We start from the raw sequence: 25,660 nt of genomic DNA on the forward strand, positions 1-25,660 counted from the left end.
AAAAATAAGCTGCAAAAATACAGCTTATTTTTGAATCATATCTTTAATTGGCGCAAACGATTTCCGGTGTTCTTCTAATACTCCATGCACTTCAATCGCTTCTAAATGTTGTTTCGTGCCATATCCCATATGTTGTTCAAATCCATATGCAGGATACTTTTCTCCAAGCTCTTTCATCATACGATCTCTCGTTACTTTCGCAATAATAGATGCAGCTGAAATAGAAATACTTTTCGCATCACCTTTAATGATGGATGTTTGCGGAATTGGTGTAGGAAGTTTCATCGCATCAATTAATAAATGTTCTGGTGTACAAGATAAATTTGCAACAGCATCTAACATCGCTTGTTTCGTCGCTTGATAAATATTTATCTCATCAATAACTTGTGGTGATACAATTCCAACTCCAATCGCAATTGCTTGCGCTTTAATTTCACCATAAAAACGCTCTCGCTTCGCCTCACTCAGCTTTTTCGAGTCATTTAACCCTGGAATATAAAAATCTTCCGGAAGGACAACAGCTGCCGTCACGACAGGCCCAGCTAACGGTCCACGACCTACTTCATCTATACCTGCAATATATGTGTGGCCTTTTTCACGTAACGCATTTTCATACTTAGACATTTCTAGAAATTTTTCTTTTTCCTTTTGTGCTAACTCTTTTTGTTTATACCACCTCAAAATGAGTTTTTGTACCCCTTTTCGCTCATCCTTCATTAATACTTGAAAGCGGTCGTCCTCTTCACTCATAATTTCTTGCAGTAAATGTTCCGCTTCTTGAATCGTCACCTTTTGCATTCATGCCACTCCCTTTATATACAAAAAAGAAAAGACGTACAAACGCACGTCTTATACTTCTTCTACTTTTTCTGCATCTTCTGTCTGCTCTGCAAACTCTTCTGGTGTTTCAAACGTCATTTTTCCAAGTTTGCCACCACGAAGCTCACGAAGTACAAGTTCAGATGTTTTATCATAATCAATCATTCCGCCGCCCATTAAGCAACCTCTGTTTTTTCCAATCGCATCAAATAACTCCACAATCTCTTCTGGAATGTCATTTAAATTATAGCGCTCTTTCAAACGTTCCGGATAATGTTTCTCCATAAAACGTAACGCATAAATAGCTACATCTTGCAGATTTAAAATAGAGTCTTTAATTGCACCCGTAGTCGCTAAACGAAGACCCACTAATTGATCTTCAAATTTAGGCCATAAAATACCAGGTGTATCTAATAATTCCATTTCTTTCCCAACTTTAATCCATTGTTGAGCTGTTGTCACACCAGGGCGATCTCCCGTTTTAGCAATATTTTTCTTCGCCAATTTATTAATCAACGTGGATTTACCAACATTCGGTATACCGACAATTAATGCACGAATCGCTCTTGGTCTAATACCTTTCGCAGCCATTTTATCAAATTTTTCTTTCACCAACACTTTACAAGCTGCTGCAATTTCCTTCATACCTTGTCCAGCTTGTGCGTTAATTGAAATTGCCATATGGCCTTTTTCTTTAAAATATGCGATCCATTGCTTCGTTAAATGATCATCTGCCATATCAGCTTTATTTAAAACAACAAGCCTCGGTTTATGTGTAATAATCTCATCGATCATTGGATTTCGAGAAGATAAAGGTAATCGAGCATCTACAAGCTCAATTACAACATCAATTAACTTTAATTTTTCTGTTACTTGGCGTCTAGCCTTTGCCATATGTCCCGGGAACCATTGAATTACCATGTTGCCACCTTCTTTTTCTTTTATTTCACAATACGTGCATCTTTTAACGGCCAATATAGTATATTTGCTTTTCCAATTACTTGGTCCATTGAAATTGTACCAATTGAACGACTATCTTTACTAAAACGACGATTATCGCCTAAAACAAATAATTGACCTTCTGGAACAGTTTTCTTCCCTGTCATTTCTTCAAGAGTAAAATCATATGTAAGCGGTCCGTCAGCAATTTGTTTTTTCTGCTTGTCTAAATACGGCTCCTCATAAGGCTTTCCGTTAACATATAGTTTATCATTACGATACTCTATTTCATCGCCTGGCAGGCCGATAATGCGTTTAATATAATCTTTATCTTCCGTTGCTCGGAATACAATAATATCAAATCGTTTCGGATCTCCTATGTGATAACCAATTTTATTGACAATCATTCGATCGCGATCATGTAAAGTAGACGCCATCGATACCCCATCTACGAGAATTGGCGCAAAGAAAAACTGTCTAATAACACCCGCTAATACAACTGCAATCAAAATTGCCTTGATCCATTCCCAAAGTGAACTCTTTTCTTTCTTCATGCTTTTCCCCTCCACGATTATGTAAGCTGCTCGTATTATATCAAAATTTTATATAGATTGGAAAAAGGGAGCTTGTGCATTTACAAGCTCCCATACATGTCTTATCGAATTTCTTTAATACGTGCTTTTTTACCGCGAAGGTTACGTAAGTAGTATAACTTAGCACGACGTACTTTACCACGGCGAAGTACTTCGATTTTCGCGATTCTTGGCGTGTGAACTGGGAATGTACGCTCAACACCTACACCGTAAGAAATCTTACGAACTGTGAATGTTTCACTGATTCCGCCACCACGACGTTTGATTACAACACCTTCGAAAAGCTGAATTCTTTCACGAGTTCCCTCAACTACTTTTACGTGTACACGTAAAGTGTCTCCAGGACGGAATGAAGGAAGGTCAGTTTTTAATTGGCCTTTTGTAATTTCTGCGATTAATTGTTGCATATTAAATTCTCTCCTTTAAACAGATGCTCTTATAAAGTCTAAATAAATTACAGCGGAACATCGTTAATACGGCTACTGATTTCAGTAGCACAAGTGTTATAATAGCATATTGCTAGAACTGTTGCAATAGCAAATATATCAAGTCCTTATTTGCCTTCTTTAATCTGTTCTAACCATTTCTCTTCTTGCTTAGACAACTCTCGTTCTTCCAATAAATCCGGTCTACGCGTGTACGTACGACGTAGTGATTCTTTATGTCGCCATTCATCAATATTTTTATGATTTCCCGACATTAATACATCCGGCACCTTCATACCACGAAAATCAGCTGGACGTGTATAATGAGGATGCTCTAATAAACCTGTACTAAATGAATCCTCGACTTGCGAAGCATGATTCCCTAATACTCCTGGCAGGAGACGTACAACACTATCAGTAATAACCATAGAAGCTAACTCTCCACCGGTTAATACATAGTCACCAATAGAAATTTCATCTGTTACGAGATGTTCACGAATTCGTTCGTCATATCCTTCATAATGCCCACATACAAAGATTACATGTTCTTCCTCTGCAAGCTCTTCCGCTTTCTTCTGAGTGAATCTTTCACCCTGCGGACACATTAAGACAACTCTCGGCTTACGCTCTGTCTCTTTCGTTAAATCTTCTACAGCATCAAAAATAGGCTGAGGGGTTAATACCATCCCAGCACCACCACCATACGGATAATCATCCACGCTATTATGCTTACTCGTTGTATAATCGCGGAAATTGACAACACGAAGCTCTACCGCTTCTTTTTCTTGTGCTTTCTTTAAAATTGAAGATCCAAACACACCTGTAAACATATCTGGAAACAATGTTAAAATGTCAATTTTCATTATAGCAACCCTTCCATTACATGAATGGTTACTAATTTATTCTCAATGTTAACTTGAAGCACAACATCATCGATATAGGGAATTAACAGATCTTGACCTTTTGGACGTTTAATTACCCAAACATCATTCGCACCAGGTGATAAGATTTCTTTGATCGTTCCCAATGCCTCTCCCTCTTCTGTTACAACGTTACAACCAATAATTTCATGATAGTAGTATTCTCCCTCAGCTAGTTCACCTAACTGCTCTTCTGGTACTTTTATTAAAGAACCTTTGAATTTCTCTACTTCATCTACATTGTTGTATCCTTCAAATGTTAATAAATCAAATGTCTTATGTTGACGATGAGAAGTTACTTTCACTGGAAGGTAATCTGTACTTTTCTCATTCGATATGTATAAAGTGTTTCCTACTTTATATCGCTCTTCCGGAAAATCAGTACGAGAAATCACACGAATTTCTCCTCTTACGCCATGAGTATTTACAATTTTTCCTACATTAAACCATTTTGTCATAAATAGTATGTCCCCCCTGGTTTCCATATAAATTAAGCATCTCCATTTCACATATGGAACATGCAATTTGTCTTTAAATGTTAAAAAAGGGAGAGGATATAACTCCTCGCCCTTTTTACGTTTATTGAATTTCCAGTGTTACTTTTTCATCGTTATGATGTCCCACTGAATACAAGAGCATTCGAATTGCTTTCGCAACTGTCCCTTGCTTCCCAATGACTTTTCCAACATCCTCAGGATGTACAGTTAATCGATACTTTATCTCTCCGTTGTAAAGTTCCTGTGTAACTTTTACATCTTCAGGATGATCGACAAGAGGCTTGACAATCGTCTCGACTAACTTCTTCATAGTCATTGCCTCAATTACTTACCTTGTTTAGATAAGTGGAATTTCTCCATGATACCTTGGTTAGAGAATAAGTTACGAACTGTATCAGATGGTTTAGCACCATTTCCTAACCATTTTAATGCTGCTTCTTCGTTGATCTTAACTTCAGCTGGTTGAGCAACCGGATTGTAAGTACCGATTTCCTCAATGAAACGTCCGTCACGAGGAGAACGAGAATCTGCAACAACTACACGATAGAAAGGAGTTTTTTTAGCTCCCATACGTTTTAAACGAATTTTAACTGCCATTTATAAAGCACCTCCGAATTTATTTCACACAGATAATTATATTAGCAAAAAGACTATTGCTTTGTAAAGTATTTTTTCTTAACAGAGCCATCTTTTTTTCCTTACATGAATGGAAACTTCAATCCACCTAGTCCTTTTTTCTTACCTTTTTGCATTCCAGTCATCGTCTTCATCATTTTTTTCATATCATCAAATTGCTTGATTAGACGATTGATTTCTTGTACCGTTGTACCGCTACCTTTGGCAATGCGCTTTTTGCGACTAGCATTGATTATTTCCGGTTGTTCTCGCTCTAATTTAGTCATAGAACGAATAATTGCCTCAATATGCCCAATTTGTTTTTCATCAACTTGTGCATTTTTCAGCCCTTTAATTTTATTTGCACCAGGAAGCATTCCTAACAATTCGTCAAGCGGTCCAAGTTGACGTACTTGTCCAAGTTGTTCTAGGAAATCGTCAAGCGTAAACGAAAGCGTACGCATTTTTTGCTCAAGTTCTTTTGCTTTCTCTTCATCAACTGTAGCTTGCGCTTTTTCAATTAATGTTAAGACGTCTCCCATCCCTAAAATACGGGATGCCATACGTTCTGGATGGAACGCTTCAATTGCATCTAGTTTTTCACCCATACCAGCAAATTTAATAGGTGTGTTTGTTACAGCCTTAATAGATAATGCCGCACCACCGCGCGTATCACCATCTAATTTCGTTAATACAACACCTGTTAAACCTAACTGCTCATGGAAACTTTGTGCTACATTTACCGCGTCTTGTCCCGTCATCGCATCGACAACTAGGAAAATCTCATCCGGTTTCGCAACTTCTTTCACTTTTGCTAATTCATCCATTAGTTCTTCATCAATATGCAGACGACCTGCTGTATCAATTAAAACATAATCGTGATGATCTTCTTTTGCTTTTGCAATCGCTTGTTTCGCAATTTCAACTGGACTAACTTGATCTCCTAAAGAGAAAACAGGCATGTCCAATTGCTTCCCTAATGTTTCAAGCTGTTTAATCGCTGCTGGACGGTAAATATCCGCTGCAACAAGCATTGGTTTACGATTATGCTTTTTACGCAGTAAATTCGCAAGTTTACCTGTTGTTGTCGTTTTACCTGCACCTTGCAGACCAACCATCATTATAACAGTCGGTGGCTTATTAGCAACAGCAATTTTGCTTTGCTCTCCGCCCATAAGTTCTGTAAGTTCTTCCTGTACAACTTTAATTACTTGTTGTCCAGGTGTCAAACTTTTCATTACATCTTGTCCGACAGCACGTTCAGACACACGCTTTACAAAATCTTTTACTACTTTAAAGTTAACGTCCGCTTCTAAAAGAGCTAGACGAACTTCTCTCATCATTTCTTTCACATCGGCTTCAGAAACTTTTCCTTTGCCGCGGATTTTTTGCATTGTCTGTTGAAGTCGGTCGGCTAATCCTTCAAATGCCATATTGCCGCCCTCCTAATCTAATTTTTCGATAGCTTCAACAACTTGTTTCATTTCTTCATTCACATGCTCTTCTTCGCTGATTAGCTGTTTTAGCTTTGCAACAAGTCGCTGTCGCTCTTGAAACTTTTGAAGTAATACTAATTTATCTTCATATTCTTCAAGCATCGCTTCAGTCCGTTTAATGTTATCATACACGGCTTGGCGACTTACATCAAATTCTTCCGCAATTTCACCAAGAGATAAATCATCTAGATAATAAAGCGACATATAACTTCTCTGTTTTTGCGTTAACAACGATTGATAAAAATCAAATAAATAGTTCATTCTCGTTGTTTTTTCGAGCATGTTGGATCATCCTTTGTTAAGTGATTTCCCTTTACATCAATTAGTTTACATGGAGTACAAAAGAGTGTCAAGTTTTTTTCTTAACATCACATATTTTTATAGAAAAAGAAGCGGGAAATACCGCTTCTTTCACTTATACTTCTTCTGTTTCTACTAAGTTCGCAAATAAACCATACACATATTGTTCTGGATCAAACTGTTGCAGATCATCCATTTGTTCCCCTAATCCAACGAATTTCACCGGTACATCCATTTCGTTTCGAATCGCTAATACAATACCACCTTTAGCAGTACCATCTAACTTCGTTAAAACAATACCAGTAACATTCGTTGCTTCACGGAATGTTTTCGCTTGACTTAAACCGTTTTGTCCTGTTGTAGCATCAATTACAAGTAATACTTCATGAGGAGCTCCTGGTACTTCGCGCTCAATTACACGCTTTACTTTCTCTAACTCTTTCATTAAGTTCACTTTATTTTGTAAACGTCCTGCTGTATCACATAGTAATACGTCTACTTTACGTGCTTTTGCAGCTTGTACAGCATCATACATAACCGCTGCTGGATCAGACCCTGATCCTTGTTTAATCACTTCTACACCAACGCGATCGCCCCATACTTCTAATTGTTCAATCGCTCCAGCACGGAATGTATCTCCTGCCGCCAATAGAACAGATTTACCTTCCGATTTAAATTTATGTGCTAGTTTACCAATTGTCGTCGTTTTTCCTACGCCGTTAACACCGACAAATAAAACAACTGTTAATTGATCCTCTTGCACATTAATTTCGTTACTAAAGTCACTGTCACCTTTGTAAATCCCTACTAACTTTTCTGAAATAACAGCTTGTACTTCTTTTGGATCTTGAATGTTACGACGTTGCACTTCTTCTTTCAATTGATCAATCAATTCCATTACTGTCGAAACGCCAACATCCGCACCGATTAAAATTTCTTCTAATTCTTCGAAAAAATCTTCATCTACTTTACGGTAACGAAAGACTAAATCATTTACTTTATCTGCAAACGAATTTCTCGTTTTTTCTAATCCGTGTTTAAACTTCTCTGTTACCGTATCTGTTTGTTTTGAAATTTTTTCTTTTAACTTTTTAAAAAAGCTCATACTGTCCCATCCTTCCTATTTGCTTGCAACTAGTTCTTCTCCATCATCTAAACGAACCGAAACAAGTTTGGATACCCCTGACTCTTGCATTGTTACACCGTACAATACGTCAGACTCTTCCATTGTACCTTTTCTATGTGTAATTACAATAAACTGTGTCTCATCACTAAATTTCTTTAAATACTGAGCAAAACGGGCAACATTCGCCTCATCAAGAGCCGCCTCTACCTCATCTAGTACACAGAATGGGACTGGGCGCACTTTTAAAATACCAAATAACAGCGCAATTGCTGTTAAAGCACGCTCTCCACCTGACAGTAAACCTAAGTTTTGCAGTTTCTTCCCTGGTGGTTGCGCTACTATATCAATACCCGTATTTAATAAGTCTTCTGGATTCGTCATGACTAAATCCGCTCTACCGCCTCCAAATAATTCAGAGAATACCGATTGAAACTCCATTCGAATTCCTTCAAACGTGGTAGAAAAGCGTTTTTTCATTTCTTCATCCATTTCAGTAATTAGTTGGTGCAATGTCGTTTTCGCTTCTTCTAGGTCATCTTTTTGCTCTAGTAAGAATGTATGACGCTCTGCTACACGCTCATACTCATCAATTGCTCCCAAGTTTACTGTTCCTAGCTCTTCGATGGATAGTTTAATTAATTTCACCTTTTTACGTGCATCCTCGGCAGGCATCGTCATTGTATACTTCAGTTTTGCTGCTTCAAATGAAATCGTATATGTTTCACGTAAATGTTGTAATCTATTTTCTAACTCTACATCAAGTCGGTTTATTTTTACTTCTTGATCCTTCAACATCTCAAGAATGTATTTATGTTTACCTGTTGTTTCTTTCAGATTACGCTCTAAACGTTCTACTCTCTCTTGTAAAGATATACGTTGTTCACGACGAGAGCGAATTAACTCTGAAGTTTGATTACGATCATATGCTTTCTTCTCAATCATATTCGTAATTTGTTCTTCACCACTTGAATTCGATGTCATTTCTTGTTTTAAGAATGCTAAATCCTCTTTCGTTTTGACAAGCGTTGCATCCGTTTCTTCTTTTTCCTTCGTCAATCGTTCAACTTTTTCTTTCTGATTAGATAAGCGTTGTTGCTTTTCAGCCGCCAACACTTTTAATTCAGTCATTTCTTTTTGAACTTTTTCTTTCGAAGAATGCTGCTCACTTTTTTGTTTTGTTAAAGCCGCGATTTTGCTATCTAATTCTGTAATCTCTGCTTGAAGAGTCGCTAAAATCTTTTCTAGTTCTTCTTTACGCCCTTGTATTTTCACTTGATCTTGTAAGAAGCCTTCAATCTCTAAATCGTAAATAGATAAGCGATCATTAATACGGTGTTCTTCTAATTCTAAACGATTAATTTCTTCTCTTAAATTCTGCTCATCTACACGCTCTGTTTCTACACTTTGCCTTAGTTCGCGTATTTGCACTTCTTTTTCTTGAATCTCTTGTTTTACGGCTTTAACAAAGTTCTCTAACTTCGTTGTTTTTTCTTCCATATCAGTTAACTTGTTCGTCCACTCTTCTAATTCACGTTGACGTCCTAATAAAGAAGATTTCGCCTGTTTTACCGCTCCACCTGTCATAGAACCACCAGGGTTCACTACATCACCTTCGATTGTTACTATGCGATAACGGTATTGTAGTTGTTTCGCCAACTCATTCGCCCCGCGTAAATCTTTTGCAACAATAACAGTACCTAATAAATTCGAAACTACATTTTCATATTTATTGTTATATTGCACAAGTTCTGCCGCCACACCTACAAACGATGGGTGTTGATTTACAATACGTAATTGCTCAAATGATAACGATCTACCTTTAATAACAGCTTGCGGTAAAAACGTTGCTCGTCCATGTTTATTTTGTTTTAAAAACGCAATTGCATCACGAGCATGCTCTTCTTTTTGTACGACAATATGCTGCATAGCTGCACCTAGAGCAATTTCCATTGCAATTTCATATTCTTTCGGTACCGTTAGCAGTTCTGCAACAGCACCCTCGATACCTTGCAACTTATTTTCTCTAGCTTTTAATACTTCACGTACCCCTTGATAGAAACCGGAGTAGTCTTCTTGCATCTCTTCTAGCATTTCTTTTCGAGAACGTGCCTGTTGTACAAATTGATACGCTTGGTACAGTTTTGTTTCATTTTCACTATACTGTGCCTTGCATTTCCCAAGTGCTGCTTCTGTCTTTTGTATGTTCGAAAGGATACCAGCTACCTTTTCTTTCACTTGTTCATAACTTTCCACAAGTTTCGTCTTTTTCGCTGTAATTTCCATACGTATTTCTACATATTTCGCATTTTCTTCATCAAGGCGTTCATTTTTAGAGCTTTGTTGTTTAGATTGTTCTTCAATCATAGATAACTCATTACGATGACTAGCTTGTTGATTTAAAAGTTCAATATAATCACCTTTTAAATTCTCAATTTGTTCCTCTAAATTGTCAGCAAAAGTTGCAAGCAATCGCTCATTATCATGCAATTTTGTCTCCAAATCTTTCACTTGATTCACAAATTGCATCAACACTTCTGTACTTGATTCAATTTCACCATCATAACTTGTAGCTTTCTCTGTCAATTCAACAATTAACTGTTCGAGTTGTGCACAATGCGTCGTTGCATTTTGCTTTCTCTCTTTTAATAACTCACGCTGTCCCTCTAACTTTTCTAGTTCTTTACTAGAAAGAAGAAGTACTTCTTGTAAGGAATCTACAGACTCATCTACCGCTTGTAATTGTCCTCGTAATTCCTCAAGCTCTTCTTCACCTTTTTGTAAATCCGTTGACATTTTAGCTTCTTCGTTTTTATTATGCCCAAACTGATTTCGAAGCGCTTCCCATTTCTCATGTAATTCTTCAATTTCATGTACAATAAGCGCCGCTTCTACTTTCTCTAATTCTTCTTTTTTCTCGAGATAATCTTTCGCAATAGAAGCTTGTCTTTCTAAAGGTTCTACTTGACTACTTAATTCGTGAATTATATCTTGTACACGATTTAAGTTTTCTTGTGTGTCTGCTAATTTCCCTTCAGCTTTCTTTTTACGAAGTTTGTATTTCAGTACTCCCGCAGCTTCTTCAAATACACCACGACGTTCTTCTGATTTACTACTTAAGATTTCTTCAACTTTCCCCTGACTAATAATAGAAAAAGCTTCTCTTCCCATACCAGAGTCCATAAATAAATCAATAATATCTTTCAATCTACATGATTGTTTATTAATATAAAAATCACTATCACCAGAACGAGATACACGACGTGTTACACACACTTCATTATATTCAATCGGTAAACGTTGATCTTCATTATTTAAAGTTATTGTTACTTCAGCAACATTAACTGCTCTTCTCGTATCACTGCCTGCAAAAATAATATCTTCCATCTTTGCACCACGTAATGATTTTGCAGATTGTTCACCAAGTACCCAGCGAATGGCATCAGTAATATTACTTTTCCCGCTTCCATTAGGTCCTACTACAGACGTTACACCCGGGACAAAATCAACAGATACACGCTCAGCAAAAGACTTAAATCCTGCTATTTCTAATCTTTTTAAAAACACGAAAGGCCTTCCTCCTATTCTCCGTTACTATAAATGTTGTTTATACAAAAACAAGCTATTATACGGATTCACTTCCCTTTCATTTACAAATAAAAGGAAAGTTTCATTCTATACATAAGGAATCCCCCTCATTCAAAGGGGGATTCCTTATCGTTGCTCTTTTAACTTTTTCAAAGCTTCTGCAGCAGCTTGTTGCTCTGCTTCTTTTTTCGACTTGCCACTACCAAGACCTAAAGCCACGTTATTTAACGTAACACGTGACACAAATTCTCGATTGTGGGCCGGTCCTTTTTCTTGCAAAATTTGATACTCAATATTGCCACTACCATCACGCTGAATCAACTCTTGTAATTGACTCTTATAATCCATCACATGAGAAAAAGCACCTTCATTAATTTTAGGGTATACAATTTCTTTTAAGAATCCCCATACTGTTTCTAGCCCTTGATCAAGATAAAGGGCACCAATAAACGCTTCAAAGACATCCGCTAATAAAGCTGGTCGTTCACGTCCACCTGTCATTTCCTCACCTTTTCCTAATAAAACAAGGCTACCAAATGACAACTCATTTGCAAAACGAACAAGAGATGGTTCACATACAATAGCTGCACGTAGTTTTGTTAACTCTCCTTCGCTCATTGTCGGATATTTTTGAAACAGATACTGCGATACAGTAAGTTCCAATACTGCATCTCCAAGAAATTCGAGACGCTCATTGTCTTCATGCGGTTTTTTTCGATGCTCATTCACATACGATGAATGCGTAAATGCTTGAGTCAATAATTTTTCATCTGTAAACGTAATACCTATCTTTTCTTGAAATACTTTAAACGCTTCACGATATTTTGTTTCGTATTTTTTTTCTCTATATTTTCGGTACGGCATAGGTCCCTCCAGATATAAGCCGAGAAGCCCCGCTAAAAAACGGGACTTCATTCAAGCATTATAGATGACTCTCTATGTAAGTCACAGCATCGCCAACAGTAGCAATCTTTTCAGCATCTTCATCAGAAATTTCCATTTCGAATTCGTCTTCTAATTGCATTACAAGTTCTACTACATCTAGGGAGTCTGCTCCTAAATCTTCCTTGAAGCTTGCAGCTGGTACTACTTCAGTCTCTTCTACTCCTAAACGATCAACGATGATTTTTGTTACACGCTCTAAAACATCTGCCATTCCATTCACCTCCCCTCAAATATTATATTAAATATTGTCCAAAAAAACTAGCTGAAATCGATTCTTTTATTACATTACCATACCGCCATCAACATTTAACGTTTGACCTGTAATATATTTGCTTTGATCAGAAGCAAAAAACGTTACAGCATTTGCGATATCTTGCGCTTCGCCAAACTGAGCTGCAGGAATTAATTTTAACATCTCAGCTTTTATATTTTCATCCAATACATCTGTCATATCTGTCGCAATAAACCCAGGAGCAAGTGCATTTACAGTAATATTGCGGCTCGCTAACTCTTTTGCTGATGTTTTTGTTAATCCAATTACACCCGCTTTAGCAGCAACATAGTTTGCTTGTCCTGGATTACCTGTTACTCCAACGACAGAAGCGATATTAATAATACGTCCATGACGTTGACGCATCATATATCGGGATACTGCCTTCGTACATAAGAATACACCTTTTAGGTTTGTATTAATAACTGTATCCCATTCTTCTTCTTTCATACGCATTAATAAATTATCTTTCGTTACACCTGCATTATTTACAAGAATATCGACTTGTCCAAATGCATCTACAGTTTGTTTCACCATATTTGTAACGTCTTCAGCATTTGCAACATCTGCTCTTACTGCAATTGCATCCGAACCTAATTTCTTTATTTCATCAACTACTTCATTTGCCTTTTGCTCATTACCAGCATAATTCACTACAACATTTGCCCCTTGTTTCGCTAAATCAATCGCAATCGCACGGCCAATTCCACGTGAAGCGCCGGTCACTAATGCTACTTTCCCTTTTAACATCAGTTTTCTCCTCTCAAATTTGAAATGGTATCTTTTAATGTCTCTTCATCGTATATCGCATATGCTTTCACTGATGAATCAATCGACTTCATAAGTCCAGCAAGTACTTTCCCAGGTCCAATCTCAATAAATGTGTCTACCCCTTGATTCACCATGTATTCAATAGATGGGTACCATAAGACAGGCGAATAGAGCTGTTCGATTAGCTTTTCTTGAATATCTGCACCACTTGTAATAACGTCTGCTGTTACATTTGCAATAACTGGAATATTCGTATCCTGAATTGTAATTTCATTTAAGACACTTTGGAATTTCTCCGCCGCTGGCTTCATTAAAGAAGAGTGGAACGGTCCACTTACCTTAAGCGGAATTGCTCTCTTTGCACCATTTTCTTTCGCTCTTTGAGAAGCAATCTCTACTCCTTGTTTTGTTCCAGAAATCACAATCTGCTTCGTACTATTCATATTAGCGATTTGCACTGCATATCCCTCACTTGTTACTTCTTCTGTAACTTGTTTCAACATATGTGGATCAGCACCTAAAATAGCCGCCATTGCACCTTCTCCGCCAGGAACAGCTTCTTCCATATATTCCCCACGTTTCCTTACAGCATATACAGCGTCTTCAAAAGTTAATGCACCCGCTGCTACTAGAGCGCTATATTCACCTAAACTATGCCCCGCGACAAAGTCTGGTGTAATATCATACTCTTTTAAAGCTGTCAAAATAGCAAAACTCGTTGTTAATAAGGCAGGCTGTGCATTCGTCGTTAACGTAAGCTTTTCCTGCGGTCCTTCAAAAATCACTTCTGAAAGTGAATCTTGCAACACCTCATCTGCTTTTGCAAACACATTTGCAACCTCTTTATTATTCTCTGCTAACTGTTTACCCATTCCAACTGCCTGTGAACCTTGGCCCGGAAAAAGAAATGCTATTTTTCCCATTTCAAATCCTCCTCTTATTGGAGTGGCTCTTTCTCCATTACGCTTGAAATAGTAGGAATAACTTCTTTCGCTACCATTTCTCTCGTTTGACGAATCGCACTAAATATTGATTGGTCATTGGAAGAACCGTGAGCCTTAATGACAGGAGCTTTCAACCCAAATAACGCTGCTCCTCCATACTCCGAATAATCCATTTTATCTTTTAATACCATAAGTTTTGGCTTTAATACCGCTGCTGCTAACTTGCTCGTAAACGAACTCATTAACTGCTCTTTTAACATAGAGAATAATGCGAGCGCTGTTCCTTCTAATGATTTCAGCGCTACATTCCCTGTAAACCCATCACATACAACAACATCTGCTACACCTTGCAATAAATCTCTTGATTCAACGTTCCCAACGAAATTAATCGGGGCATCCTTAAGCATTGCAAAGACTTGTTTTGAAAGCTCGTTCCCTTTTCCATCTTCTGTTCCAACGTTTAAAAGTCCAACGCGAGGATTTTTAATTCCTCTTACTTTCTCAGCGTACACAGATCCCATTACTGCATATTGATATAAATGAATTGGTTTTGCATCAACATTTGCTCCAACATCTAGCATAACAAAACCTTCTCCATCAACAGTTGGCATTGTAGGGGATAAAGCTGGTCGCTCAATTCCTTCCATACGACCTACAACAAACAATCCAGCCGCCATTAAAGCTCCTGTACTACCAGCTGATATACAAGCATCCGCTACGCCGTCTTTTACTTGCTGCGCTGCTAGTACCATCGAAGCTTGTTTTTTTCGACGAACCGCTCTTACCGGTTCATCTGTCGATTCAATTTTTTCATCTGTATGAAGTATAGTAATTCGTTCTTCACTCGTTAAGTATTGACGAATTTCCTCTTCTTTCCCTACTAACGTAATATGTAAATCAGAGTATTCTTTAATAGCTTTCATTGCTCCTAATACGACCGCCTTTGGAGCATGATCGCCGCCCATTGCATCTATTGCGATTTTCATAAGTTGTTACCTTCCTCACTATAATTACTAGATCGATACATTTCAAAAGTGCCTGTAAAAACAAGTTCTTCTCCAACGAAGCTACGCACTTTGACAACCGTCCGTCCTTTATCATTCTCTACATCTTCAACGCGCGCTTTTGCAACAACACGCTCTCCTAATTTTACAGGACGAATGTATCGAATGGTAGACTTTGCAGTTAAAGCTAATTCTTCATCAATAACCGCAACAGCTAGTGAGTTTGCTTGGGCAAACAAATGATGCCCACGGGCAATTTGATTTCTTTTAAATACGTGTTCTACCTTCACTTCAAAGATAGAAATCGCGTGTCTATCTAATTCTATATCAATAATTTCTCCGACAACCTCTTCTAACGGTAAAGATTTCACATCTTCTTCATGTTGCTTTGTAGCTACATGTTTAATTCTTTCTCTTAATTCAGGAATAGATAATTCCATACGATCAAGACGTACGGTTTGTATACTCACTTGAAATTTTTCTGCTAAATCTTCATCCGTAATAAAAGGATTCGTTTCTATAGTTTGTTGTAATAATTCTTGTCTTTCTTTTTTACTTCTTCTTTTTTTCATACCGCACCATCCATTTTTATGACTAGGTACTAACAGTAGTATATAATCATTAAAAGTAGAATGCAACAAAAACTTTTGTTGCCTCCCTTTAATCGAGCTTCTCTCCCTGGAACACACCTGTCCCGTCAAGATACGTACGCAACGAAGCATATTGATCATTATGCCAAAATGCTTCTGAATCTACTAGTAACGCTGCATCTTGTCTAGCTGTTTCTAACGCTCGGTAATCATGTACCATATCAGCAACCTTAAATTCTGGTAAACCACTTTGCTTACTTCCAAAGAAATCTCCAGGACCTCTTAACTCTAAATCTTTTTCTGACAATACAAATCCATCATTCGTTTCGGTCATAATACGCATTCGTTCTTTTCCCGTTTCCGATTTTGGATCCGCGATTAATAAACAATATGATTGTTCACTACCACGCCCAACACGCCCCCTAAGCTGATGGAGCTGCGATAAACCGAAACGCTCTGCGTCATAAATAACCATTACAGTCGCATTCGGTACGTTCACACCTACTTCAACAACTGTTGTCGACACAAGAATTTGCACTTTATTTTCACTAAATTGTCCCATTATCTCTTCTTTTTCTTGAGATGATAATCTTCCATGCATTAATCCAACTTGACATTTCCCTTGATAATGATGGGTCAGCATACTATGTAAGTCGATAGCATTTTGTACATCAAGTTTCTCAGATTCTTCAATAAGGGGACAAATTACATATGCTTGTCTTCCTTTTTTTATCTCTTTCTCCACAAAGCCGAGAACACGATCTAACATATCATGTTTTGCCCAGTATGTTTCAATTACCTTTCTACCAGCTGGCATCTCATCGATTATAGAAACATCCATCTCTCCAAATGCAGTAATTGCTAACGTACGCGGAATTGGGGTCGCCGTCATAAATAATACGTCTGGACTTTCACCTTTCTCCCTTAAAACTCGTCGCTGCGCTACACCAAATCGATGTTGTTCATCAGTAATAACGAGACCTAACCTATGAAAGATAACTTCATCTTGAATTAAAGCATGTGTTCCAACAAGGATATCTATTTCTCCTTGTTCTAATTTCGCCAAAATCTCTCGACGTCTCGCGCCTTTAACAGAACTTGTTAACAATTCAACCTTCATACCAAAATGCGAGAACGTCTCTGCGAGTGATTGATAATGTTGTTCTGCTAAAATTTCTGTAGGAACCATTAAAGCACCTTGATAATGTGCTAATTTCGCTGCATAAAGGCCAATGGCTGCAACAACGGTTTTCCCAGAACCTACATCACCTTGCAACAGACGATTCATCCGATAAGGAGATGTCATATCGTTCATAATTTCATCTACAACCCGGCGTTGCGCGCCAGTTAACGGAAACGGAAGTGCATCGATAAACTCTTGCAATTCTGCTAAAGGAATTTCTTTTTTCGTCCCTTTCGAATTTTCCCTCTCCATTTTCCGTAATGTTTGCATTTTCAGCTGAAACAAGAAAAACTCCTCATATACAAAACGGCGACGTGCTTGTTTTAAATCTTCCTGTCCCGCTGGAAAATGCAACGCCCGAAGTGCTTCATAACGCGGCAATAATTTATATCGACTTAGCAATCCATCAGGTAACACCTCGACTATAGAGTCTCCATACTCCTTTAACGCTTGTGCAATAAAACGGCGCATCTGTTTTACTGTAAGTTTCCCTTTCACTGAGTATACAGGCTCTACTTCTTGTTGACGTACTACTGGTCCAAAATGAAGCTCTGATACCGCAATCGTTTGACGGTGCTGATCCCATTTACCAGTAATCGTTACCGTTTCATCTAAATTTAACTTCTGCTTATAGTACGGCCTATTAAAACATACAGCTGTAATTAAATAACGACCGACGAGAACACGAACCGTAAGACGCGATTTCTTCTTCCCATAATATTGGAGCAAAGGAGCACTATGAACTTTCCCCTCAACTGTTACACGTTCATCATGCTTTACTTCAGCAAGATCTTTCATCGCATAATCTTCATAACGGTACGGAAAATGTTCTAATAGATGAGAAACTGTATAAATTCCCATCTCGTGTAGTAATTCAGATGTTTCTCCTCCGATTCCCTTTACATCCGTAACAGGAACTTGTACAACTTCATTCAAGATTCTCACGCTCCGTCACATTATTTTCTTTGATTCATTCCATTCATTATCCATTAACATGATTGACATCTGTAATCGCTCTCTTTCACCCTATATATTCTATCATAGGCATTCTAAGAGAAACTACTCAAATCCCTCATAAGCAACACGAAAGAAAAGAGCCTCACTTTTAGCAGCAAGGCTCTTTTTTATCTTCAATATGCTAGCCTTTTGAATAAAAACTAGTAATAAACTTCATATTACTACTTCTTATCCATTAGCAAGTAAGTAATCCATTTATTTTCAAAACGAATTTTTTCTTATTCTACAGAGAAGATGAAAGAATACACCGGTTGGTTTCCAGCATGTACTTCTACTTCTGCATCTTCAAAATTCGCTTCTACAAATTCAACTAGCGCAGCTACTTCTTCGTCAGTTGCATCTTCACCTTGTAGAATCGTTACGATTTCAGAATCTTCATCAATAAGTGCTTCTAGTAATTGCTTCGCAGCTCCTACTTTTTCAGCATTTGTTGATACGATTTTTCCATCTGCGATACACATGAAATCATCTTTTTGAATTGCTACACCATCAATTTCCGTATCACGTACAGCATACGTAATTTGACCGGTTTTCACATGAGATAAAGCTTCTTTCATGTTTTCTTCATTCTCTTCTAACGTTCCAACTGGATTAAATGCTAACATTGCAGCCATACCTTGAGGAACTGTTTTTGAACGAACTACAATCACTTCTTGATCCACAACTGATGCTGCTTGTTCTGCTGCCATCACAATATTCCCGTTATTCGGTAAAATAATGATTTTTTCAGCATTCGCTTCTTCAATCGCCTTCACAATATCCTCCGTACTTGGATTCATCGTTTGGCCACCTTCGATAACTTTCGTCGCGCCAATGCTCTCAAATAAAGTTTTGATACCAGATCCCATAGCTACAGTTACGATACCGTACGGCTGTTTCTCTTTAGACTGGCCAGTTGGCTCAGGCATCATAGCAGGCTCATCTAATAAAGCAGTATGCTGTTCACGCATATTCTCTACTTTAATCTTGATTAAACTACCGTAACGCTGTCCGTAGTTCATAGCGTCTCCAGGATGTTCTGCATGGATATGAACTTTTACAATTTCATCATCAGATACAACTAGTAGAGAATCACCATATACACTAATATCTTCACGGAATTTTTGTTCAGAGAAATTATGTTCTTTCACTTTTTCAGCCTCTAATTTCACCATGAACTCCGTACAATATCCATACTCAATATCTTCTGTACTCAATTGGCTTTGTACACTACGGTGATGTTCTGCGCGCACCATTTCATTCATAGATGGTTGCATCGGCGCATCAGAAGAGATTGTTTCTCCCTTTAAGTCAGCTAAAAATCCTTCGTATACAACAACAAGACCTTTACCACCGCTATCTACAACGCCAACTTGTTTTAATACAGGTAATAAATCTGGCGTACGATTTAACGATGCATTTGCTTCTTTCACAACGTCTTCCATAAACAAAACAAAGTCGCGCTGTTTTTTCGCAACTGTCACTGCATATTTACCCGTTTCTCTAGCAACCGTTAAAATCGTTCCTTCAATCGGTTTCATAACCGCTTTGTAAGCCGCCTCTACTCCAGCCTCTAAAGCTGCAGCAAAATCAACTGTTGTTAATTCTTCTTTTTGTTCAATGGATTTCGAGAAACCACGGAACAACTGAGATAAAATAACTCCAGAGTTACCACGAGCTCCCATTAATAATCCTTTGGCTAAACTTACGCCGACTTTACCAGCATGTTGTGAAGGATTTGCTTTCACTTCACGTGCGCCTGAAGTCATAGATAAGTTCATGTTTGTACCGGTATCGCCATCTGGAACTGGAAATACGTTTAATGCATCAACAAGCTGAACATTATTTGTTAAATTATTCGCTCCTTGCATGATCATTTGTGATAAACGTTTTCCATCAATTTTTTGAATTGACACAGATTTTCCTCCTTAATGCACATTACAAGTTTATTACTTTAACTCCTTGTACGTAGATGTTTACAGAATCTACTGCTAGTCCTACAGTTTGATCTAATGTATATTTCACTTTCGTCTGCACGTTATGTGCTACTTCTGAAATTTTCGTACCATAACTCACAATAATATACATATCAATATGTACTTCATCTTCATCTTTACGAACAATAACACCTCTAGTGAAGTTTTCTTTTCGTAAAATGTCTGTTAATCCATCTTTTAACTGATTTTTTGATGCCATACCTACGATACCGTAGCAATCTACCGCGGCACCTCCAGCAATTGTTGCAATTACATCTGTACTAATATCAATTTGACCGTACTTCGTTTTAATTTCAATTGACATCTCGTTTTCCCCCTTCATAAATGGTGAAAGTGAGTTAGACTACTTTAGTTACTATCATATAATCTTTTTAAAGAAAATTCCATCGTTCTTTCTTTTCACTCTCATATTTTATGTTTTAAATCACATTTTTTATGATGAGCAAAATAGTCCATTGTTATTATACAACATGTACCACTATAATATGTCAAGCAATTTTTCTTGATTTCAACTTTTCTTCATTAACATATAGTGTCAAGTAATTTTTCTTGATTTCTTTTTTCTACAGTGTTGCATTCTCTTTTTAGTTGTGTTAAATTATAGTAGTGTTTTTAGCATCGCATAAAAGACTAACATTGAAAAATTACGTATGGTAAGGTATCAAGGGAGGGAAATATAAATGGCTCGTGTTTGTGCTATTACTGGAAGAAAAGCTCGTTCTGGTAACTCTCGTTCTCACGCAATGAACGCTACAAAACGTAAGTGGGGCGCTAACCTTCAAAAAGTTCGCGTACGCATCGACGGAAAAGTTCAACGTGTTTACGTTTCTGCTAGAGCATTAAAATCTGGCAAAATCGAACGTGTTTAATAATAAAAAAAAGAGCCGTTAGGCTCTTTTTTTACTATACCAATGAAAAAAGCACCGGTAATAGGTGCTTTTTTTAATCTTTTTTGAAGGTATTTAACATGGCACGAACAATTCCACCAAGAAATTTAGGTAACTTAATTGTATAAAATCTCATGGTTTCCCTCCTAATCCCCATTACTCCACTTGTTCACTATATGATGTAAGGAGCAAAATTGTTTCTTCAATCAGTGCTTCTTATCACCATTAATATGCCAGAAGTAAATGAAAAAGTACCTTTTTCCTTAACGAGTTCATTACTAATACAAAGTGTTGATCCCCATTCTATTGTTTTATTAATTAGAGGATACTTAAAACCAAGTAATGTAATCCCTTCCACTATTTCAGTAACCGGTACAAAAGATACATAAGGGAAATCTTTATTTTCTTCAATTATATGTGTACCCACTTTTTTCACGCTTATTTCATTTTTATTGTCTACAATACACATTTCTATCTCTACTTCTAACCCTTTTAAAAGCATCTGTATATTCGCTAAACCGTGATCCAACCTTCCGCCGGTAGCACCAAAAATACGAATCAATGTTGGCTTTTGTTCTAAGGCCCAGTTAATCGCAATTTCTAAATCTGTTTGATCTTTTTCACGAGGAACAATATGTAAGTCATTTGTTTGCTGCTCCATCCATACTAATTCCTCTTCAGTAACTGAATCATAATCTCCAAACGCAACAGTTGGAGTAATTCCTCCTTTTAATAAACGATATACTCCTCTATCAACTGCCGCCCACACTACTTTCTCATTTTCATATCGAGAAAAATCTGCACAATATTCCGCAGGTCCGCCCGCTAAAATATGAATAATCATGTTTCCTTCCCCTTCTATTGTAAAAAGGCAATCTGCCATTCGGTAGATTGCCTTTTTACATATTTTTTTCTCTATCCTTTATAAATAGTGAAAACTTACTACACTAGAAGATTCACTGGGATAAAGACTCGTTCATTCATTATCCACGAATGACACGAATTGCTTCACCGCGGTCTTTTTGATTGTATACTGCTGATCCAGCTACAAGTACATTTGCTCCTGCTTCAACACAAAGTCGTGCTGTTTCAGCGTTTACACCACCATCAACTTCAATTTCTACTTCTAGATTGCGCTCTTTAACCATTTCTGCAACCTGTTTAATTTTCGGTAATACAGAATGGATAAATTTCTGTCCACCAAATCCAGGGTTTACTGTCATAAGTAATACCATATCGATATCTTCTAATACATGCTCAATCGTTGAAACTGGCGTATGCGGATTTAATACAACTCCCGCTTTAATGCCATGAGATTTAATTAACTGAATTGTACGATGCAGATGAGGGCATGCCTCTACATGAACAGTAATAATATCCGCTCCTGCTTTTGCGAAAGTAGGGATATAGTTATCAGGATTTTGAATCATTAAATGTACATCTAATGGTAACGATGTAATCGGACGGATTGCTTCTACAATTAATGGTCCAATCGTAATATTCGGTACGAAATGTCCATCCATTACATCAACGTGAATGTAATCCGCTCCACCTTTTTCTACATCTTTAATCTCTTCCCCTAATTTTGAAAAATCTGCTGATAAGATCGATGGTGCAATTTTAATCATAACTAATACCTCGGCTTTCTCTCTCTAATTTCTTCTACGAATTGTTTGTAATTCTTATAACGGTATTCTGTAATCTTCCCTTCTTCAACCGCTGCCTTCACAGCACATTTCGGTTCAGAAAGATGTGTACACCCTCTAAATTTACAGTATTGGCTCGCCTCTTTCAACTCTGGAAAACAATATGTAAGATCTTCTACTTCTATATCTATGAAATCAAGTGAACTAAAACCAGGTGTATCTGCAACTAGTCCGCTTCCAATCGCAATTAATTCCACGTGTCTTGTCGTATGTTTCCCGCGCCCTAAATGCGAGGAAATATCATTCGTTTTCAATTCTAACTCTGGACGTAAAACGTTAAGCATAGAAGATTTTCCAACACCAGATTGCCCTGCAACGACAGAAACACAACCTTCTAAGAATGGTTTTAAAATATCAATACTTTCCGATGTATTTATAGAAGTAAATAATACATCATATCCCATCTCACGATAATCATTTGCATAAGATTCAACAGTCTCTCTCATTTTTTCATCCACTAAATCCATCTTACTAATGCAAATAATCGGCTTAATGTTATGATATTCAATCAGCACTAAAAATCGATCTAACAGTCCCGGATTAAAATCTGGTTCTACTGCAGAGAAAACGAGAATTGCTTGATCAACATTAGAAATAGGAGGCCTAACAAGTTCATTTTTTCGATCAAATACTTCAAGCACGTATCCTTCACTTGGATTATCAGCTTGAAAGACAACTTGGTCTCCTACCAGTGGTGTAATTTTATTTTTTCTAAACACACCACGCCCGCGACATTGTGTAATCCCTTCTTCATGCTGTACATAATAAAACCCGCTTAGAGCTTTTACAATTTTTCCTTCTGGCATATAATTCTCCTTTATTTTGTATAAAGTGAAGCTGTAATTAATATGGGACGGATTAGAATTCTTTAAATAATGATTTCAAACCTGTCATATATACAAGTTAATATATTTAATCTACCATCAAATTTAAAATATTATTTATAACAGTATCACTTTTATAGCTTTTTGAATCATATATTTTTGCCTGTTATACAGTCCACTATATGTAGACAGCATAACAGGCAAGAGTAATGAATTCCATCCTCTCTAGAAAGAAAATGAAATTCATTATTATTGAATTGGGTATGGTACTTCTTTGTCGATAATCGTTACACCGTCTCGTACAATTTTATAGTGTGCTTTTGTACCTTCTTGAATTACGAATTCTAATGAAATAGTTGCCGACTCTGAAATTGTTCTAGTTTCAATTGGTCTATCCATTTTTTGTTGCATATCTTCTTTATAAATTTCTATCGTTTGCGGTTTTTTCTCACCTATTATAGAAGACTCATACGGAATAGAAATATTATCTACTTTCACAGTTTTCGTTACTTTCGGCTTAGGACCATCTGAGATGATAATCGTCACTTTATCTCCTTCTTTTAACGGCGTTCCTGGTTTTGGAGATTGCGAAATTACAAGTCCTTTATCAACAGTATCGGAATACTCTCGTTTTATATCTGGAGTTAGTTTTCTCTCATTCAAATAACCATTTACACTATTTTCAGTCCATCCTGAAAAATCACCTGGTCTAATTTGATAAGGACCTTTACTTACCCAAATTTTCAGTTCTTGTTCCGCTTCTACTACCATTTGATCCGGCGTCGGAATTTGCTCAACGATTTCACCTTTTGGTCTATCATTTTCAATATAATTTATTGTAACTTGTTTATATTTTCCTTCTAATTCAGACCTTATGCTCTCAAAATCTTTTCCTGTAAAATCACTCATCTTACTTTTCTTTTTTCCACCTGATTGATAGATAGTAATTTTAGAGTTTTCTTTCACGACTCTTCCTGCCACAGGGTCTGTTTTTATCACATCACCGGTTTCAACATCATCAGTATATACAATATTAGGTTCCGTAACCTCAAAACCCTTTTCAACTAATGTATTTACTGCTGTCGTATATTTCATTCCAGCCACATCAGGAACCTTCACATCTTTTGGAATAAAGAATCCCGGAATAACAGTAAGCGCTAACGTTATTCCAATCGCTAAAAGTAAAAATGTCGTAATTAAAACTTTAAGCCATTTATTACTTCGTTTTTTCTTCTTATTTAAATCAGTTTCTTCTTTTCTTTTCTGTTCATCCACTTTACTTCCTTTTAAAACAATTGTTTCATCAGTTACATTTTCGAATAATTGTTCCTGTTGAATAATCGGAATCGCTTTTGTCGCTTCCATATCTTCCGGTATGTAAAATGGCTGCTCATTTATTCTCTCTGGATATAGCGCAGTTTCAATATCTCGTTTCATCGCATTGGCAGATTGATATCGATGAAACGGATCTTTCGCAGTTGCCTTTAATATAATATTTTCGACACTTTGCGGAATATTTTCATTCCATCTTTTTGGAGACGGAATTTCACTTTGTAAATGTTTTAAAGCTATAGCAACAGCAGATTCGCCAGAAAACGGTTGTCTTCCTGTTAACAACTCAAACATAACAATCCCTAGGGAATAAATATCTGATTGTTTATTTGCTATCCCGCCGCGTGCTTGTTCTGGTGATAAGTAATGCACCGAACCGAGTACCGAATTTGTATGTGTAATTGTTGTTGCACTTGTAGCTGTCGCAATTCCAAAATCTGTTACTTTTATTACTCCATCAGCTCGAATTAAAATATTGTGCGGTTTAATATCACGATGCACAATTTCAAAATGATGGGCGTGCGCCATGGCGGACGTTAACTGCTCCATTATATCAAGAGCTTCTCCTATCGGTAACATCCCTCGCTCAATTATGTATTGCTTCAATGTTTGTCCTGGTACATACTCCATTACAAGATAATATATACCATCTTCTTCTCCGACATCATACATATTCACAATATTTGGATGCGACAACGTTGTAACAGACTGCGCTTCTCGATGGAAACGTTTAATAAACTCTTCGTTATTTGAATAGTCGAGTCTTAATATTTTTACCGCTACATCCCGGCCCAGTATATCATCATGAGCTAAATACACATTGGCCATTCCACCGCCACCTATCATTTTCAGCAGCTTATAACGGTCATTTAAGCGTTTTCCAATCAGCACGTTG

At 37.2% G+C, this 25,660-nt stretch carries 27 protein-coding genes; 1 reads left to right on the forward strand and 26 read right to left on the reverse strand.

Going from position 1 to position 25,660, the window contains the following annotated elements; genetic code table 11:
* Positions 1-24: 24 nt before the first annotated feature.
* From rnhB to ATN06_RS19605, 21 genes are all read right to left on the reverse strand, one after another.
* Positions 25-798 carry a ribonuclease HII gene (gene rnhB, locus ATN06_RS19505; protein ID WP_060631990.1) on the reverse strand — a complete coding sequence of 258 codons (774 nt, stop codon included), beginning with the start codon at positions 796-798 and terminating at the stop codon, positions 25-27.
* A gap of 51 nt (positions 799-849) precedes the next feature.
* Complete coding sequence (gene ylqF, locus ATN06_RS19510) at positions 850-1,740, reverse strand: ribosome biogenesis GTPase YlqF (RefSeq protein ID WP_060631991.1); 891 nt, start codon at positions 1,738-1,740, stop codon at positions 850-852.
* 20 nt (positions 1,741-1,760) lie between these two features.
* Positions 1,761-2,312 (reverse strand): signal peptidase I, encoded by a 552-nt coding sequence (gene lepB / locus ATN06_RS19515; RefSeq protein ID WP_060631992.1) that lies wholly within the window; start codon positions 2,310-2,312, stop codon positions 1,761-1,763.
* 101 nt (positions 2,313-2,413) lie between these two features.
* On the reverse strand, positions 2,414-2,758 hold the full coding sequence (gene rplS / locus ATN06_RS19520; RefSeq protein ID WP_001186516.1) for a 50S ribosomal protein L19: 345 nt from the start codon (positions 2,756-2,758) through the stop codon (positions 2,414-2,416).
* A gap of 146 nt (positions 2,759-2,904) precedes the next feature.
* Entirely contained in the window at positions 2,905-3,639 is a 735-nt protein-coding gene (trmD, locus tag ATN06_RS19525) for a tRNA (guanosine(37)-N1)-methyltransferase TrmD (RefSeq protein WP_060631993.1), read from the reverse strand.
* Positions 3,639-4,154 carry a ribosome maturation factor RimM gene (gene rimM, locus ATN06_RS19530; protein ID WP_060631994.1) on the reverse strand — a complete coding sequence of 172 codons (516 nt, stop codon included), beginning with the start codon at positions 4,152-4,154 and terminating at the stop codon, positions 3,639-3,641. Before rimM ends, trmD begins: the two co-directional genes overlap by 1 nt.
* Before the next feature lie 121 nt (positions 4,155-4,275).
* A complete protein-coding gene (locus ATN06_RS19535; RefSeq protein ID WP_060631995.1) occupies positions 4,276-4,503 on the reverse strand; it encodes a KH domain-containing protein in 228 nt (75 codons plus the stop codon).
* Positions 4,504-4,517: 14 nt separating this feature from the next.
* A complete protein-coding gene (gene rpsP, locus ATN06_RS19540; RefSeq protein WP_000268750.1) occupies positions 4,518-4,790 on the reverse strand; it encodes a 30S ribosomal protein S16 in 273 nt (90 codons plus the stop codon).
* Positions 4,791-4,891: 101 nt separating this feature from the next.
* On the reverse strand, positions 4,892-6,241 hold the full coding sequence (gene ffh / locus ATN06_RS19545; RefSeq protein ID WP_000863460.1) for a signal recognition particle protein: 1,350 nt from the start codon (positions 6,239-6,241) through the stop codon (positions 4,892-4,894).
* A gap of 12 nt (positions 6,242-6,253) precedes the next feature.
* Positions 6,254-6,586: a putative DNA-binding protein gene (locus ATN06_RS19550; protein WP_000891061.1), complete on the reverse strand. Its 333-nt coding sequence runs from the start codon at positions 6,584-6,586 to the stop codon at positions 6,254-6,256.
* Between the two features lie 133 nt (positions 6,587-6,719).
* Positions 6,720-7,709 (reverse strand): signal recognition particle-docking protein FtsY, encoded by a 990-nt coding sequence (gene ftsY, locus ATN06_RS19555; protein ID WP_060631996.1) that lies wholly within the window; start codon positions 7,707-7,709, stop codon positions 6,720-6,722.
* Between the two features lie 15 nt (positions 7,710-7,724).
* Complete coding sequence (smc, locus tag ATN06_RS19560; RefSeq protein ID WP_060631997.1) at positions 7,725-11,294, reverse strand: chromosome segregation protein SMC; 3,570 nt, start codon at positions 11,292-11,294, stop codon at positions 7,725-7,727.
* A 147-nt stretch (positions 11,295-11,441) separates the two neighbouring features.
* Positions 11,442-12,179 carry a ribonuclease III gene (gene rncS, locus ATN06_RS19565; RefSeq protein WP_060631998.1) on the reverse strand — a complete coding sequence of 246 codons (738 nt, stop codon included), beginning with the start codon at positions 12,177-12,179 and terminating at the stop codon, positions 11,442-11,444.
* Positions 12,180-12,237: 58 nt separating this feature from the next.
* Positions 12,238-12,471: an acyl carrier protein gene (gene acpP, locus ATN06_RS19570; RefSeq protein WP_000786062.1), complete on the reverse strand. Its 234-nt coding sequence runs from the start codon at positions 12,469-12,471 to the stop codon at positions 12,238-12,240.
* 69 nt (positions 12,472-12,540) lie between these two features.
* Positions 12,541-13,281: a 3-oxoacyl-[acyl-carrier-protein] reductase gene (fabG, locus tag ATN06_RS19575; protein WP_060631999.1), complete on the reverse strand. Its 741-nt coding sequence runs from the start codon at positions 13,279-13,281 to the stop codon at positions 12,541-12,543.
* Positions 13,281-14,225 carry an ACP S-malonyltransferase gene (gene fabD / locus ATN06_RS19580; RefSeq protein ID WP_060632000.1) on the reverse strand — a complete coding sequence of 315 codons (945 nt, stop codon included), beginning with the start codon at positions 14,223-14,225 and terminating at the stop codon, positions 13,281-13,283. The genes fabG and fabD overlap by 1 nt, the downstream gene beginning before the upstream one ends.
* 14 nt (positions 14,226-14,239) lie before the next feature.
* On the reverse strand, positions 14,240-15,232 hold the full coding sequence (plsX, locus tag ATN06_RS19585) for a phosphate acyltransferase PlsX (RefSeq protein ID WP_000684108.1): 993 nt from the start codon (positions 15,230-15,232) through the stop codon (positions 14,240-14,242).
* Positions 15,229-15,822: a transcription factor FapR gene (fapR, locus tag ATN06_RS19590; protein ID WP_000747352.1), complete on the reverse strand. Its 594-nt coding sequence runs from the start codon at positions 15,820-15,822 to the stop codon at positions 15,229-15,231. Before fapR ends, plsX begins: the two co-directional genes overlap by 4 nt.
* A gap of 88 nt (positions 15,823-15,910) precedes the next feature.
* Entirely contained in the window at positions 15,911-17,959 is a 2,049-nt protein-coding gene (gene recG / locus ATN06_RS19595; protein ID WP_060632001.1) for an ATP-dependent DNA helicase RecG, read from the reverse strand.
* A gap of 299 nt (positions 17,960-18,258) precedes the next feature.
* A complete protein-coding gene (locus ATN06_RS19600; RefSeq protein ID WP_060632002.1) occupies positions 18,259-19,935 on the reverse strand; it encodes a DAK2 domain-containing protein in 1,677 nt (558 codons plus the stop codon).
* 22 nt (positions 19,936-19,957) lie between these two features.
* Positions 19,958-20,320 carry an Asp23/Gls24 family envelope stress response protein gene (locus tag ATN06_RS19605; RefSeq protein ID WP_000021109.1) on the reverse strand — a complete coding sequence of 121 codons (363 nt, stop codon included), beginning with the start codon at positions 20,318-20,320 and terminating at the stop codon, positions 19,958-19,960.
* Positions 20,321-20,696: 376 nt separating this feature from the next.
* On the opposite strand from ATN06_RS19605, the gene rpmB reads away from it, so the two are divergent.
* Positions 20,697-20,885 (forward strand): 50S ribosomal protein L28, encoded by a 189-nt coding sequence (gene rpmB, locus ATN06_RS19610; RefSeq protein WP_000124776.1) that lies wholly within the window; start codon positions 20,697-20,699, stop codon positions 20,883-20,885.
* Positions 20,886-20,958: 73 nt separating this feature from the next.
* Here rpmB and spoVM read toward each other — a convergent pair whose 3' ends face one another.
* The 5 genes from spoVM to prkC all read right to left on the reverse strand — a co-directional run bounded on the left by spoVM (position 20,959) and on the right by prkC (position 25,656).
* Positions 20,959-21,039 (reverse strand): stage V sporulation protein SpoVM, encoded by an 81-nt coding sequence (gene spoVM, locus ATN06_RS19615; RefSeq protein WP_001213599.1) that lies wholly within the window; start codon positions 21,037-21,039, stop codon positions 20,959-20,961.
* A 66-nt stretch (positions 21,040-21,105) separates the two neighbouring features.
* A complete protein-coding gene (locus ATN06_RS19620) occupies positions 21,106-21,786 on the reverse strand; it encodes a thiamine diphosphokinase (protein ID WP_060632003.1) in 681 nt (226 codons plus the stop codon).
* A gap of 100 nt (positions 21,787-21,886) precedes the next feature.
* Positions 21,887-22,531: a ribulose-phosphate 3-epimerase gene (gene rpe, locus ATN06_RS19625; RefSeq protein WP_060632004.1), complete on the reverse strand. Its 645-nt coding sequence runs from the start codon at positions 22,529-22,531 to the stop codon at positions 21,887-21,889.
* A 2-nt stretch (positions 22,532-22,533) separates the two neighbouring features.
* On the reverse strand, positions 22,534-23,415 hold the full coding sequence (rsgA, locus tag ATN06_RS19630) for a ribosome small subunit-dependent GTPase A (RefSeq protein WP_060632005.1): 882 nt from the start codon (positions 23,413-23,415) through the stop codon (positions 22,534-22,536).
* 267 nt (positions 23,416-23,682) lie between these two features.
* Positions 23,683-25,656: a serine/threonine protein kinase PrkC gene (gene prkC / locus ATN06_RS19635; RefSeq protein WP_060632006.1), complete on the reverse strand. Its 1,974-nt coding sequence runs from the start codon at positions 25,654-25,656 to the stop codon at positions 23,683-23,685.
* Positions 25,657-25,660 lie beyond the last annotated feature (4 nt).

The sequence above is a fragment of the Bacillus thuringiensis genome, assembly GCF_001455345.1.
GTDB classification, from domain to species: domain Bacteria; phylum Bacillota; class Bacilli; order Bacillales; family Bacillaceae_G; genus Bacillus_A; species Bacillus_A thuringiensis_N.

Bases quoted from the DNA above. Each gene is read 5' to 3' on its own strand.
- rnhB (WP_060631990.1), bottom strand. From the start codon at position 798: ATGCAAAAGGTGACGATTCAAGAAGCGGAACATTTACTGCAAGAAATT.
- ylqF (WP_060631991.1), bottom strand. From the start codon at position 1,740: ATGGTAATTCAATGGTTCCCGGGACATATGGCAAAGGCTAGACGCCAA.
- lepB (WP_060631992.1), bottom strand. From the start codon at position 2,312: ATGAAGAAAGAAAAGAGTTCACTTTGGGAATGGATCAAGGCAATTTTG.
- rplS (WP_001186516.1), bottom strand. From the start codon at position 2,758: ATGCAACAATTAATCGCAGAAATTACAAAAGGCCAATTAAAAACTGAC.
- trmD (WP_060631993.1), bottom strand. From the start codon at position 3,639: ATGAAAATTGACATTTTAACATTGTTTCCAGATATGTTTACAGGTGTG.
- rimM (WP_060631994.1), bottom strand. From the start codon at position 4,154: ATGACAAAATGGTTTAATGTAGGAAAAATTGTAAATACTCATGGCGTA.
- ATN06_RS19535 (WP_060631995.1), bottom strand. From the start codon at position 4,503: ATGAAGAAGTTAGTCGAGACGATTGTCAAGCCTCTTGTCGATCATCCT.
- rpsP (WP_000268750.1), bottom strand. From the start codon at position 4,790: ATGGCAGTTAAAATTCGTTTAAAACGTATGGGAGCTAAAAAAACTCCT.
- ffh (WP_000863460.1), bottom strand. From the start codon at position 6,241: ATGGCATTTGAAGGATTAGCCGACCGACTTCAACAGACAATGCAAAAA.
- ATN06_RS19550 (WP_000891061.1), bottom strand. From the start codon at position 6,586: ATGCTCGAAAAAACAACGAGAATGAACTATTTATTTGATTTTTATCAA.
- ftsY (WP_060631996.1), bottom strand. From the start codon at position 7,709: ATGAGCTTTTTTAAAAAGTTAAAAGAAAAAATTTCAAAACAAACAGAT.
- rncS (WP_060631998.1), bottom strand. From the start codon at position 12,179: ATGCCGTACCGAAAATATAGAGAAAAAAAATACGAAACAAAATATCGT.
- acpP (WP_000786062.1), bottom strand. From the start codon at position 12,471: ATGGCAGATGTTTTAGAGCGTGTAACAAAAATCATCGTTGATCGTTTA.
- fabG (WP_060631999.1), bottom strand. From the start codon at position 13,281: ATGTTAAAAGGGAAAGTAGCATTAGTGACCGGCGCTTCACGTGGAATT.
- fabD (WP_060632000.1), bottom strand. From the start codon at position 14,225: ATGGGAAAAATAGCATTTCTTTTTCCGGGCCAAGGTTCACAGGCAGTT.
- plsX (WP_000684108.1), bottom strand. From the start codon at position 15,232: ATGAAAATCGCAATAGATGCAATGGGCGGCGATCATGCTCCAAAGGCG.
- fapR (WP_000747352.1), bottom strand. From the start codon at position 15,822: ATGAAAAAAAGAAGAAGTAAAAAAGAAAGACAAGAATTATTACAACAA.
- ATN06_RS19605 (WP_000021109.1), bottom strand. From the start codon at position 20,320: ATGTCAATTGAAATTAAAACGAAGTACGGTCAAATTGATATTAGTACA.
- rpmB (WP_000124776.1), top strand. From the start codon at position 20,697: ATGGCTCGTGTTTGTGCTATTACTGGAAGAAAAGCTCGTTCTGGTAAC.
- spoVM (WP_001213599.1), bottom strand. From the start codon at position 21,039: ATGAGATTTTATACAATTAAGTTACCTAAATTTCTTGGTGGAATTGTT.
- ATN06_RS19620 (WP_060632003.1), bottom strand. From the start codon at position 21,786: ATGGCAGATTGCCTTTTTACAATAGAAGGGGAAGGAAACATGATTATT.
- rpe (WP_060632004.1), bottom strand. From the start codon at position 22,531: ATGATTAAAATTGCACCATCGATCTTATCAGCAGATTTTTCAAAATTA.
- rsgA (WP_060632005.1), bottom strand. From the start codon at position 23,415: ATGCCAGAAGGAAAAATTGTAAAAGCTCTAAGCGGGTTTTATTATGTA.